The following is a 12,708-nucleotide window of genomic DNA, read 5'->3' as shown; positions in this document are numbered from 1 at the left end:
GGGGTCAGGCCTCCAGGCCGGCCGCCGCGAGGAGGTACGCCGTCATGGGCTCGTAGAAGCGGGGGTCCACGACGTGGTCGTCCAGCGGGACCGTCACCTGGAGCAACCCCTCCGCCTCCGCCAGGAACAGCGCGGGGTCGTTGCAGTCCGCGTACCCCATGGAGTCCACGCCCCGCTGCCCCGCGCACCCCGCCCACCCGTGGTCCGCGACCACGAGGTCCGGCGGGGTGTCCAGCGCGTCCAGAATCGCCCGCATGGGCTCCGGCGAATGGGTGTGCCACAGCGACGCGCCCCGCTCGAAGACGGCCACGTCCGCGAACTGCACGACGTACCCCTCGTCCGCGGTGAGCCCGCCGGGGATGCGTACGATCTCGCAGCCCGCCGCCCGCAGCCCCGCCGCGGTCCGGCTGTGCACGTCGATGAGCGCACCGGGGTGCCCGGTGGCGAACAGCACCCGCTCCCGTCCCGCCGCTGCCTTGCGCAGCCGCGCCGCCATCCGGTCCAGGCCGTCCACGGTGAGCTCGGGGTCGATGGTGTCCTGGCCGGTGCGGTGCCCGGGGTCGTCCACCACGCCGCAGCGCTCGGCCATCACGGCGAGTACGTCCTGCTCGTCCGTCCAGCGGTCCCCCAGCTCAAGGCCCAGCCAGTAGTGGCGGTCGCCATTGGCGAGCTTGCGGTAGTGGGAGAGGTTGTTGTCGCGTGGCGTGGCGACGTCACCGGCGATACGGGTGCGGACGAGGTGGTCGACAAGGGCGGCACGGCTGGGTATCGGCATGCCGCCCATTCTGCCCCGAGCGCGCCGCGCACGACCGGCCCGTCCCGAGCAGCGGACCCGTACCGAGCGTGCGGCGGAACGCACGAAGGCCGGCACGGCGGCCCGCAGCGCCCATCCCCGCCGCACCCGCTCAGTGCCCGTCGAGCGAGGCGAAGGCCCCGTGCGCCAGGCGGCGGAGCAGCGTCTCGGTGGCGGTGCGGCCGGGCAGGCCCGAGCCGTGCGAGCCGAGGTGCGGGGTCGAGTTGAGCAGCCCGAACACGGCGTGCACCGCCCCGCGCACCTCGGCCTCCGGCACCGGCGGGTACAGCTCCCGTACGGCCCCGACCCACAGCTCGACGTACTGCCGCTGGAGCTGGCGCACCAGCTTGCGGTCGCTGTCGCGGAGCCGGTCGAGTTCGCGGTCGTGCAGGGTGATCAGCGACCGGTCGTCCAGGGCGAAGTCGATGTGCCCGTCGATGAGCGAGCCGAGCAGCCGCTCGGGGTCGCCCGCCGCCTCGGCGACCCGCTTGCGGCCGCCGTCGTACAGCCGCCCGCTGATGCCGACCAGCAGCTCGGCCAGCATCGCGTCCTTGCCCGCGAAGTGCCGGTACAGGCCGGGGCCGCTGATGCCGACCGCGGCGCCTATCTCGTCGACGCCGACGCCGTGGAAGCCGCGCTCGGCGAAGAGCCGGGCGGCCTCGCGCAGGATCTGCTCGCGGCGGGTGGGGGCGTCGGTACGGGTGCTCATGGGAATTCATTCTAGACAATGGGGTTAGCGCTCGTTAACCTGAAGGCAATGAGTTAACGGTCACTAACTTCCGTTGACTTCGCCGCGTACGGGCAAGGGGGCTCGACACGATGCAGCAGGCACCGGTCCTGGGGAGTGCGGAAGATCCCGCCTCCGAGGCCTGGCAGGCCAACGAGGCGGCCCATCGCGCGCTCGGCGACGAGCTGCGGGCCAGGCTCGCCGCGGCCCGGCTCGGCGGGGGCGAGCGCTCCCGCGCGCGGCATGTCGCGCGCGGCAAGCTGCTGCCGAGGGACCGCGTGGACACGCTCCTCGACCCGGGCTCGCCCTTCCTGGAGCTGGCCCCGCTGGCCGCCGAGGGCATGTACGGCGGGCAGGCGCCCGCCGCGGGTGTGATCGCCGGGATCGGGCGGGTGAGCGGCCGCGAGTGCGTGATCGTCGCCAATGACGCCACGGTCAAGGGCGGCACGTACTACCCGATGACGGTGAAGAAGCACCTGCGCGCCCAGGAGGTGGCCCTGGAGAACCGGCTGCCCTGCCTCTACCTGGTCGACTCGGGCGGCGCGTTCCTGCCGATGCAGGACGAGGTCTTCCCCGACCGCGAGCACTTCGGGCGGATCTTCTACAACCAGGCCCGGATGTCGGGCGCGGGCATCCCGCAGATCGCGGCCGTCCTCGGCTCCTGCACGGCCGGCGGCGCGTACGTGCCCGCGATGAGCGACGAGGCAGTGATCGTCCGCAACCAGGGCACGATCTTCCTGGGCGGCCCCCCGCTGGTGAAGGCGGCCACCGGCGAGGTCGTCACGGCCGAGGAGCTCGGCGGCGGCGAGGTGCACTCGCGGGTCTCCGGCGTCACCGACCACCTGGCCGAGGACGACGCGCACGCGCTCAGGATCGTCCGCAACATCGTGGCCACCCTGCCCGACCGCGGCCCACTGCCCTGGTCGGTGCAGCCGGCCGAGGAGCCGAAGGCCGACCCGTTCGGTCTGTACGGCGCGGTGCCGGTCGACTCGCGCACCCCCTACGACGTACGGGAAGTGATCGCCCGGGTCGTCGACGGCTCGCGCTTCCAGGAGTTCAAGGCCGAGTTCGGCCAGACGCTGGTCACCGGCTTCGCACGCATCCACGGCCATCCGGTCGGGATCGTCGCCAACAACGGCATCCTGTTCTCCGAATCCGCCCAGAAGGGCGCCCACTTCATCGAGCTGTGCGACCAGCGCGGCATCCCGCTGGTGTTCCTGCAGAACATCTCGGGCTTCATGGTGGGCCGGGACTACGAGGCGGGCGGCATCGCCAAGCACGGCGCGAAGATGGTGACGGCCGTCGCCTGCACCCGGGTGCCGAAGCTGACCGTCGTCGTCGGCGGCTCCTACGGCGCGGGCAACTATTCGATGTGCGGCCGGGCCTACAGCCCCCGGTTCCTGTGGATGTGGCCCAACGCCAAGATCTCGGTGATGGGCGGCGAGCAGGCCGCCTCCGTCCTCGCGACCGTCAAGCGCGACCAGTTGGGCGACGACTGGAGCGCGGAGGACGAGGAGGCCTTCAAGGCCCCCATCCGCGAGCAGTACGAGACGCAGGGCAACGCCTACTACGCCACCGCCCGGCTCTGGGACGACGGAGTGATCGACCCGGTCGACACCCGCCAGGTCCTGGGCCTGGCCCTGACCGCCTGCGCCAACGCCCCGCTGGCCGACCCCGCCTTCGGCGTCTTCCGGATGTGACGGCCTCGATGGATCGGACACCTGAGACGGCACCCACGTCGACTTCTACGTTGAGGGCTCCCATGTTCACGACAGTGCTCGTCGCCAACCGGGGCGAGATCGCGGTCCGCGTCATCCGCACGCTGCGCCGGCTCGGCATCCGCTCGGTCGCCGTCTTCTCCGACGCGGACGCCCAGGCGCGCCACGTCCGCGAGGCGGACACCGCGGTACGCATCGGCCCCGCCGCGGCCTCCGCCAGCTATCTGCGCCCCGAGCTGCTCATCGACGCGGCGCTGCGCACCGGCGCCCAGGCCGTCCACCCCGGCTACGGCTTCCTCGCCGAGAACGCGGGGTTCGCGGCGGCCTGCGCCGAGGCGGGGCTGGTCTTCATCGGGCCGAGCGCCGAGGCGATCTCCCTGATGGGAGACAAGATCCGCGCCAAGGAGACCGTGCGCGCGGCCGGGGTCCCGGTCGTGCCGGGCTCGTCCGGCAGCGGCCTGACGGACGATCAACTGGCGTCCGCCGCACGGGAGATCGGGATGCCGGTGCTCCTCAAGCCGAGCGCGGGCGGTGGCGGCAAGGGCATGCGCCTGGTGCGCGAGGAGGAACTGCTCGGCGACGAGATCGCCGCCGCCCGGCGCGAGGCGCGCTCCTCCTTCGGCGACGACACGCTGCTCGTGGAGCGCTGGGTCGACCGGCCGCGCCACATCGAGATCCAGGTGCTCGCCGACGGCCACGGAAACGTGATCCACCTCGGCGAGCGCGAGTGCTCGCTCCAGCGCCGCCACCAGAAGATCATCGAGGAGGCGCCCAGCGTCCTGCTCGACGAGCGGACGCGCGCCGCGATGGGCGAGGCGGCCGTCCAGGCGGCCCGCTCCTGCGGCTACTCGGGCGCGGGCACGGTCGAGTTCATCGTGCCGGGCAGCGACCCGTCCTCGTACTACTTCATGGAGATGAACACCCGCCTCCAGGTCGAGCACCCGGTGACCGAGCTCATCACCGGCGTCGACCTGGTGGAGTGGCAGCTGCGCGTCGCGGCGGGCGAGCAACTCCCCTACCAGCAGCGGGACATCACCCTCACCGGCCACGCCATCGAGGCCCGTCTCTGCGCCGAGGACCCCTCGCGCGGCTTCCTGCCGTCCGGCGGTACGGTCCTGGCGCTGCGCGAGCCGCAGGGCGACGGAGTGCGCACGGACTCGGGTCTGAGCGAGGGCACCGAGGTCGGCAGCCTCTACGACCCGATGCTGTCCAAGGTCATCGCGTACGGGCCCGACCGGGCGACCGCGCTGCGCAAGCTGCGGGCCGCACTCGCGGACACCGTCACGCTCGGCGTGCCCACCAACGCCGGGTTCCTGCGCCGCCTGCTGGCCCATCCGGCCGTCGTGGCCGGCGAGTTGGACACCGGCCTGGTCGAGCGCGAGGCCGATTCCCTGGTCCCCGACGGCGTGCCCGACGCGGTGTACGCGGCCGCGGCGGCGGTCCGGCTGGACGCGTTGCGGCCCGTCCCCGAGGGCTGGACCGATCCGTTCTCGGTGCCGAGCGGCTGGCGCATCGGCCGCGAGCCGGCCCCGCTCGCCTTCCCGCTGCGCATCGCGGGGCTCGAACCCGTTGCCCACCCGGCACCGGCGGCGGCCACGGTCACGGCCGACCGCGTCACCGTCGAGCTGGACGGCATCACCCACACCTTCCACCGGGCCGGAAGCTGGCTCGGCCGCGACGGCGACAGCTGGAACGTGCTGGACCACGACGCCGTCGAGGCCGCCCTGTCCGGCCGGACCCACGGCGGGGCCGACACGCTTGCCGCGCCCATGCCGGGCACGGTCACCGTGGTCAAGGTGGCGGTCGGCGACCAGGTCGACGCCGGGCAGAGCCTGTTGGTGGTCGAGGCGATGAAGATGGAGCACGTGATCTCCGCGCCGCACGCGGGCACGGTCACCGAGCTCGACGTCACGCCCGGCTCGACCGTGGCCATGGACCAGGTCCTGGCCGTCGTCACCCCGGCCGCCGAGGCCGGCTCCGCCGCACCCGAGGAGACCTCATGACGCTCCCCATGGTCGTACCGGCGCAGGACCTCCCGGCCCGCGTGCGCATCCACGAGGTGGGGGCGCGCGACGGGCTGCAGAACGAGAAGTCGGTCGTGCCGACCGAGGTCAAGGCCGAGTTCGTGCACCGCTTGGCCGCCGCGGGCCTGAGCACCATCGAGGCGACGAGCTTCGTGCACCCCAAGTGGGTGCCCCAACTCGCCGACGCCGAAGCCCTGTTCCCGCTCCTCGGCGATCTCGACGGCGTGGCGCTGCCCGTCCTGGTGCCGAACGAGCGGGGCCTGGACCGGGCGCTCGCGCTCGGCGCCCGTCGGATCGCGGTGTTCGCCAGCGCCACCGAGTCCTTCGCCAAGGCCAACCTGAACCGGACGGTCGACGAGTCGCTCGCGATGTTCGAGCCGGTGGTGACGCGCGCGAAGGAGCGGAAGGCGCACGTCCGGGGCTATCTGTCGATGTGCTTCGGCGACCCGTGGGAAGGCGCGGTGCCCGTGCACCAGGTGGTCCGCGTCGCCAAGGCCCTCGTCGACATGGGCTGCGACGAGCTGAGCCTCGGCGACACCATCGGGGTCGCCACCCCGGCCCACGTCCAGACCCTGCTCGCCGAGCTCAACGAGGAGGGCGTGCCGACCAGTTCCATCGGCGTGCACTTCCACGACACCTACGGCCAGGCGCTGTCCAACACCCTCGCCGCCCTCCAGCACGGAGTGAGCACCGTGGACGCGTCGGCCGGCGGCCTCGGCGGCTGCCCGTACGCCAAGTCCGCGACCGGAAACCTCGCCACCGAAGACCTCGTGTGGATGCTCCAGGGCCTCGGTATCGACACCGGGGTCGATCTCGGCCTGCTCACCGCCACCAGCGTGTGGATGGCCGGCCAACTGGGCCGACCCAGCCCCTCCCGCACCGTACGTGCCCTCTCCCACCAGGAGTCGTAGCCATGCCCCTCGACCACCGTCTCACTCCCGAGCACGAGGAACTCCGCCGTACCGTCGAGGAGTTCGCGCACGACGTCGTCGCCCCCAAGATCGGCGACTTCTACGAGCGCCACGAGTTCCCGTACGAGATCGTCCGCGAGATGGGCCGCATGGGCCTGTTCGGGCTGCCCTTCCCCGAGGAGTACGGCGGCATGGGCGGCGACTACCTCGCGCTCGGCATCGCCCTGGAGGAGCTGGCCCGCGTCGACTCGTCGGTGGCCATCACGCTGGAGGCCGGGGTCTCGCTCGGCGCGATGCCGGTCTTCCGGTTCGGCACGGAGGAGCAGAAGCGCGAGTGGCTGCCGAAGCTGTGCTCCGGCGAGATGCTCGGCGCGTTCGGCCTGACCGAGCCGGACTGCGGCTCGGACGCGGGCGGCACGCGCACCACGGCGGTGCGGGACGGCGACGAGTGGGTCATCAACGGCTCGAAGTGCTTCATCACCAACTCCGGTACGGACATCACGGGCCTGGTCACCGTCACGGCGGTCACCGGCCGCAAGGACGACGGCCGCCCGCTGATCTCCTCGATCATCGTGCCGTCCGGCACCCCGGGCTTCACGGTCGCGGCGCCGTACTCGAAGGTCGGCTGGAACGCCTCGGACACCCGCGAGCTGGCGTTCTCCGACGTGCGTGTCCCGGTGGCGAACCTGCTGGGCCAGGAGGGCCGGGGTTACGCCCAGTTCCTGCGCATCCTGGACGAGGGCCGCATCGCGATCTCCGCGCTGGCGACCGGGCTCGCGCAGGGGTGCGTGGACGAGTCGCTGAAGTACGCCAAGGAGCGGCACGCCTTCGGGCGGCCGATCGGCGAGAACCAGGCGATCCAGTTCAAGATCGCCGACATGGAGCTGCGGGCCCACATGGCGCGGGTCGGCTGGCGCGACGCCGCGTCCCGTCTGGTGCACGGCGAGCCGTTCAAGAAGGAGGCGGCGCTCGCGAAGCTGTACTCCTCGACGGTGGCGGTCGACAACGCCCGTGAGGGCACGCAGATCTTCGGCGGCTACGGGTTCATGAACGAGTACCCGGTGGCCCGCATGTGGCGCGACTCCAAGATCCTGGAGATCGGCGAGGGCACGAGCGAGGTGCAGCGCATGCTGATCGCCCGCGAACTGGGGCTGCCCGCCTGACCTTTGCGCTCCCGGGCCCCGGGTCCCCCGATGGAGTGGTGACGCCCGCGTCGCCGCCGCTCCGGGGCGCCCGGGGCCCCACCCTGTCAGGGTGAACCCGCCGAACTGCCCCAACTGCGCGAGCCGTCCCCCGCTGTGGAAGGACACCTCGGCCACGGCCCCGGGCGCCGCGGACCGCTGGCACTGGCACTGCACGGCCTGCCACCGCAGCTACGAACCGAGCGCCTCCCACAAAGTCCGCTTCACCTACGCCCCACTGACCCGGCAGGCGTCGCTGCTGGGCAGGTAGGGGCGGCGGGTATTCGTTCGACAGGCGCAGCCCGGCCCGGCAGAGTCCTTTCATGGAACCCCTGCTCACACAACCGCACCCCTGGTGGCCTTTGCACGACCTCCGCCTCCACACCCCGCGCCTCGAACTGCGCCTGCCCGACGGGGAGTTGCTGAACGAGCTCGCCCAAGTGGCGGCGGACGGGGTGCACGAGCCGGACCGGATGCCGTTCACTGTCCCGTGGACCGACGGCTCCCCCGGCGACCGCGGCCGGGCCACCTATCGAAACGTCCTGTCCACCATCGCGAACTGGTCCCCGGACAACTGGCACCTGAGCCTCGCCGTGCTGCACGAGGGAAAGGCGGTCGGCCGCCAGGACCTGATGGGACGGCGTTTCGCGGTCACTCGCGAGGTGGAGACGGGCTCGTGGCTCGGACTCGCCCACCAGGGCCGGGGCATCGGCACCGAGATGCGCGCGGCGGCCCTGCATCTGGCGTTCGCCGGGCTGGGCGCTCGCGCCGCCTTGTCTGCCGCGATGGTCGACAACCCGCGCTCCCTGGGCGTCTCGCGCCGCCTCGGCTACCGCGACGACGGGCTCACCACCGCCGTCGTACGCGACCGGCCTGCCACGCTGCGGCGGCTGCGGCTGGAGCGCGCGGAGTGGGAGAGGCTGCGGACGGTGGACGTCCGGATCGTGGGCCTCGACGCGTGCCGGGGGGAGTTCGGGGCCCTGTAGGACCCCTGGGGCTCCCGCGGCGCTGGGGCTGAAGATGCTCCCGCACCGGTACCGCCAGGCGCAGGGAGCAGCGCGACCAGCCACGCACGGTCCGCAGGCGGATGAGGGGGCCGGGGCAACCGGCGAGCTAAGGGTAGGCTTACCTTTGCACCCAGCCAGTGGCCGGTTCCCGGCACGTACGTAGGAAAGTGGACACCTTCATGCCCCTCCCCCGAGCGTCCCTGCCCACCCGTCGCGGCCTGCTGGCCATGGGCGGTGCGATCGGCATCGGTGCCGCCCTTGCCGCATGCGGTGGCGGCGACAAGAAGAGCGGGGCGGACGGGACCGCGGGAGCCGGCACGTCCGGGCCGTGGTCCTTCAAGGACGACCGCGGGAAGACCGCCGAGACCAAGTCCACGCCGAAGAACATCGTCGCCTACACCGGCACCGCGGCCGCCCTGTTCGACTACGGAATCCAGGTCAAGGGCGTCTTCGGGCCGACGAAGACCAAGGACGGCAAGGCCGATGTCCAGGCCGGCGACCTCGACATCAGCAAGGTCGAGATCATCGGCAACACCTACGGCGAGTTCAGCGTCGAGAAGTACGCGGCCCTGCAGCCCGACGTCCTGATCACGGACATGTGGCAGAAGGACGTCCTCTGGTACGTGCCCGACAACAGCAAGGCCAAGATCCTCAAGCTGGCGCCGAGCGTCGCCCTGTGGGCGGCCGACCAGAGCATGACCACGGCCCTCCAGCGCCGGGCCGACCTCGCCAAGTCACTCGGCGCGGACCTGAACGCGAAGAAGTTCACCGACGCGAAGGCCGCCTTCGAGAAGGCCTCCGCCCGGCTGCGCGCCGCGACCAGGGCCAACCCCGGAATCCGGGTGCTGCTCGGCTCGGCCAGCCCCGACCTCTTCTACGTGTCCGAGGCCAAGCGCAGCTGCGACACCCGCTACTTCCAGGAGCTGGGCGTCCGGTTCGTCACGCCGAAGGTCGACTCGCAGGGCTTCTTCGAGTCGCTCAGCTGGGAGAACGTCGGCAAGTACCCGGCCGATGTGATCCTCATGGACAACCGCACCGGCACCCTGCAGCCCGCCGACCTCGGCGGCAAGCCGACCTGGGCGCAGCTGCCCGCGGTCAAGGCCCACCAGGTGGTGCCGCGCCTGACCGAGCCGATCTACTCCTACGCGCGCATCGCGCCCATCGTCGACGCCCTCGCCCAGACCATCGAGAAGGCCAAGAAGGCCGCCTGACACACCCCCACCCCGCCCGGCACGAAGGTGCCGGGGCCCTGTGCGGGCCCCGGCACCTTCGTCCGGTCACGGGATGTCGGGCTACGGGATCACACCCAGGGCACCACCGGCGAGCGGTAGAAGTTGATGCCCAGCGCGGTCATCCGCGGCCCCTGCTGGGCGAGCCGCACCTTGTACGTCGCCCAGTCGTGCGTGGACTGCGGAGACCAGCCGATCTCGGCGATCCCCTGGAGCCTCGGGAACGCCATGTACTCGATCTGCGAGCTGTTGCTGAGCGTCTCCGACCAGATCGGGGCCTCCACCCCGAGCACGGCTTCGGCGGGCACGCCCTTGACGAAGGTGTCCGGGTCCCACGAGTAGGACTTGTCGACCTCGACGTACCCCGCCCAGTTGGTGCCGAGCGGGGACTTCGCGTCGTACTTCATGTCGAGGTACGAGCGGTTCGCCGGTGACATCACGAGCCGGGTGCCGGCCTGCGCCGCCGCGGCGACCTCCGGCTCGTTGCCGAGCGTGCCCCAGTACTGGGCGACGGCGCCCTCCACCGGAGTGGCCTCGGTGATCTGGTGCCAGGCCATCACGGTCTTGCCGTACTTGCCGACGACCGGCTGCGCCTTGTCCATGAAGGTGGCGTAGTCCTGCTTCGAGGTGGACTCCGCCTCGTCACCGCCGATGTGGACGTACCGACCCGGGGTCAGGGCGGCGACCTCGCGCACCACGTCGTCGAAGAACTTGTACGTCACGTCCTTGGGCACGCACAGCGAGCTGAATCCGACGCCGGTGCCCGTGTACAGCGGCGGCGCGACGCCGTTGCAGTTGAGCTCGGCGTACGAGGCCAGGGCCGCGTTGCTGTGTCCCGGGGTGTCGATCTCGGGCACGACCTCCATGTAGCGCGAGGAGGCGTAGGCGAGGATCGCCCGGTAGTCGGCCTTGGTGTAGTAGCCGCCCTTGCCGCCGCCGACCTGGGTCTGGCCGCCGTAGGTGGCGAGCCTCGGCCAGGAGTCGATGGCGATGCGCCACCCCTGGTCGTCGCTGAGGTGCAGATGCAGCTCATTGATCTTGTAGAGCGCCAGCTGGTCGACGTACCGCTTGACCTGCTCGACGGTGAAGAAGTGCCGCGAGACGTCGATCATCGCGCCCCGGTAGGCATAGCGCGGGGAGTCCTTGATCGTGCCGCCCGCGATCTGCCAGGGGCCGCTCTGCTTCGTCTTCTTCTCGACGTTCGCCGGGAGCAACTGCCGCAGGGTCTGCACCCCGTGGAAGAGTCCGGCCGGTTCGTTGGCGGTGATGGTGACCGAGCCCCGGGCCGAGGTGAGCCGGTAGCCCTCGTCGCCCAGGCCGTCGTCGTGGGCGCCGAGCAGCAGCCGGATGCCGTCGTTGCCCGCGGCCGAGGTGACCGGCAGGGCGTATCCGGTGGAGGGGCGCAGGACGCCCGCCAGGTAGGTGCCGATGCGCTGGGCCTCGGCCGAGCCCTTCGCCACACGGATGCTGGTGCCGGAGGCGATCGTGTACGGCGTTCCGCCGGGCGAGACGGAGGCGGGGGCGGGCACGATCTGGCCCAGTGGACGGGGGGTGCCCGCCGCGGCGGGGGCTGCCGACGCCCCGACACTGGCGAGCCCGGCGCCCGCCACCAAAACCAGCGAACCGAGGAGCCGGGCGAATGTCCTGCGCTGTCTCTGTCGCACAAGCGGTTCCCTTCCAAGGGGTCGCGCAACTGTGGGGGCTGAGCAACCGAGCACTTCCCATGGGACCCGCGGACCCAGCCGGGGTCAAGACCGCGGCCGGTGCGGTGGTGGGACTCAAGTAGCTCGATCATGGCCCAGCGGGGCGGTGGAACAATCCCTCCATGGCGGAAATCATCCAGAAGGACGGCACCTGGGCGTTCGACGGCGACACCCTGCGGATCGTGCCGGGCAGCGACAAGGCGGTCGGCCTCCTCCGCAGGACACTGGGCGAGGTCGCGGTGCCGCTGCGGGCGGTGGCGGGCATCGCGTACGAGGCCGGGCGCAGGAGCGGGCGGCTCAGGCTGCGGCTGCGGGACGGGGCCGATCCGCTGCTCCAGGTCACCGGCGGCAAGCTGCCGGACGGCTCGGACCCGTACGTCCTCGCGGTGGAGACCCGGACCGCGGGGGTGGCCGAATACCTGGTCGACGAGATACGCAACGCGCTGCTCCTCGACGAGGTGCCGGACGGGCCGGTCGACCGCTACCTCCTGCCCGGGCCCGCGCTGCCGATGACAGTGGGGGCCGGGGACGGCACGGTCACCTTCGACGGCCGCACGGTCCGGCTGGAATGGACCTGGCACACCGACGACAGGAAGACCGCGGCCGGGCCGGTCTCGCTGCCCCTGGAAGATCTGACCGGGGTGGTCTGGCAGCCGGCCCGCGGCCTGAGCGACGGCTATCTGCGCTTCATCACCACGCCGCACGCCCCACGCCTCGACCCGGCCCACGACCCGATGGCCGTGGAACTGAACGGCTTCAAGAAGGACCCGCTGATGGCGCTGCTCGCCTCTGCGGTCGTGGCCCGCCTTCCTCATCCGCACGCCCCGCGGCAGGAACGCGCCGCCGCGCCCAAGGCCCTGGAATCCGTGCGCGCGACCCCCGCGGCCGAGGACCACGACGTGCTGCTTCGCCGGCTGCGGGACCTCGGCGAGCTGCACCACAGCGGTGTCCTGACGGACGAGGAGTTCTCGGCGGCCAAACAGGCGGTCCTGAAGAGGCTGTGAGTGAAGAGGCTGTGAGGCCGAGGCGCATCCGTTCTGGTCCAGACCAGACCCATGATCATGAGAATCCTGCCCGGAATCGGGCAGGATTCTTGCGTACGGCCTCACCAGACCGCAATATCGACGGGTGCTCGAACGCCGCAACCCGTCGTCCCACGACGACCTCGTAGATCATCTGGTGCGCAGCACCGCGCTCCAGCGCGGTGAGGCCGCCCGGGTGGTGCTTGAGGTGCTGGCGTACTTCGACGAGACGTACGAGGAATTCGTCCGTCGGCGCCACCGTGAGCTGCAGTCCGGTGGAGCCGTCAACGCGGAGATCTTCGAGCGGATCGCGGCCGAGCTGCCGCACCGCGCCGTGGCGCCACCGGAGCTCTCGCTCCGGCAGCTGCGCCGCATCGTCTACGGCTGAGTACG

12 protein-coding genes are annotated in these 12,708 nt (G+C 71.7%); 9 read left to right on the top strand and 3 right to left on the bottom strand.

Annotated elements, in window-relative coordinates; translation table 11 throughout:
* Positions 1-4: 4 nt before the first annotated feature.
* Positions 5-775 (bottom strand): phosphatase, encoded by a 771-nt coding sequence (locus IE267_RS30920; protein ID WP_167153067.1) that lies wholly within the window; start codon positions 773-775, stop codon positions 5-7.
* A gap of 130 nt (positions 776-905) precedes the next feature.
* Positions 906-1,502, bottom strand: coding sequence for an SACE_7040 family transcriptional regulator (locus tag IE267_RS30915; RefSeq protein WP_167153066.1), 597 nt, complete (start codon positions 1,500-1,502; stop codon positions 906-908).
* A 110-nt stretch (positions 1,503-1,612) separates the two neighbouring features.
* Between IE267_RS30915 and IE267_RS30910 the strand changes: the two genes are divergently transcribed.
* From IE267_RS30910 to IE267_RS30880, 7 genes are all read left to right on the top strand, one after another.
* Complete coding sequence (locus IE267_RS30910; RefSeq protein ID WP_189765439.1) at positions 1,613-3,220, top strand: carboxyl transferase domain-containing protein; 1,608 nt, start codon at positions 1,613-1,615, stop codon at positions 3,218-3,220.
* 62 nt (positions 3,221-3,282) lie between these two features.
* The gene (locus tag IE267_RS30905) at positions 3,283-5,241 is read left to right on the top strand and encodes an acetyl/propionyl/methylcrotonyl-CoA carboxylase subunit alpha (protein ID WP_189765438.1); all 1,959 of its coding nucleotides are present in this window, start codon (positions 3,283-3,285) and stop codon (positions 5,239-5,241) included.
* Positions 5,238-6,173: a hydroxymethylglutaryl-CoA lyase gene (locus IE267_RS30900; RefSeq protein ID WP_189765437.1), complete on the top strand. Its 936-nt coding sequence runs from the start codon at positions 5,238-5,240 to the stop codon at positions 6,171-6,173. The genes IE267_RS30905 and IE267_RS30900 overlap by 4 nt, the downstream gene beginning before the upstream one ends.
* Positions 6,174-6,175: 2 nt before the next feature.
* Positions 6,176-7,336 (top strand): acyl-CoA dehydrogenase family protein, encoded by a 1,161-nt coding sequence (locus IE267_RS30895; protein WP_161254589.1) that lies wholly within the window; start codon positions 6,176-6,178, stop codon positions 7,334-7,336.
* Between the two features lie 91 nt (positions 7,337-7,427).
* Positions 7,428-7,625 carry a hypothetical protein gene (locus tag IE267_RS30890; protein WP_167153061.1) on the top strand — a complete coding sequence of 66 codons (198 nt, stop codon included), beginning with the start codon at positions 7,428-7,430 and terminating at the stop codon, positions 7,623-7,625.
* Positions 7,626-7,677: 52 nt separating this feature from the next.
* The gene (locus IE267_RS30885; RefSeq protein WP_189765436.1) at positions 7,678-8,340 is read left to right on the top strand and encodes a GNAT family N-acetyltransferase; all 663 of its coding nucleotides are present in this window, start codon (positions 7,678-7,680) and stop codon (positions 8,338-8,340) included.
* A gap of 200 nt (positions 8,341-8,540) precedes the next feature.
* Positions 8,541-9,572 carry an ABC transporter substrate-binding protein gene (locus tag IE267_RS30880; protein ID WP_189765435.1) on the top strand — a complete coding sequence of 344 codons (1,032 nt, stop codon included), beginning with the start codon at positions 8,541-8,543 and terminating at the stop codon, positions 9,570-9,572.
* Between the two features lie 89 nt (positions 9,573-9,661).
* Here IE267_RS30880 and IE267_RS30875 read toward each other — a convergent pair whose 3' ends face one another.
* On the bottom strand, positions 9,662-11,254 hold the full coding sequence (locus IE267_RS30875; protein WP_189765434.1) for a beta-N-acetylhexosaminidase: 1,593 nt from the start codon (positions 11,252-11,254) through the stop codon (positions 9,662-9,664).
* Positions 11,255-11,415: 161 nt separating this feature from the next.
* Here IE267_RS30875 and IE267_RS30870 point away from each other — a divergent pair, with 161 nt between their 5' ends.
* Positions 11,416-12,297 carry a DUF4429 domain-containing protein gene (locus tag IE267_RS30870; protein WP_189765433.1) on the top strand — a complete coding sequence of 294 codons (882 nt, stop codon included), beginning with the start codon at positions 11,416-11,418 and terminating at the stop codon, positions 12,295-12,297.
* A gap of 124 nt (positions 12,298-12,421) precedes the next feature.
* A complete protein-coding gene (locus tag IE267_RS30865) occupies positions 12,422-12,703 on the top strand; it encodes a hypothetical protein (RefSeq protein ID WP_100578421.1) in 282 nt (93 codons plus the stop codon).
* Positions 12,704-12,708: the final 5 nt, after the last annotated feature.

Origin of the sequence: Streptomyces xanthochromogenes (assembly GCF_014650455.1) — a bacterium.
Lineage (GTDB): Bacteria > Actinomycetota > Actinomycetes > Streptomycetales > Streptomycetaceae > Streptomyces > Streptomyces xanthochromogenes.
Note: the sequence above shows the minus strand (reverse complement) of the source record. Positions and strands in the feature narration are given on the sequence as shown.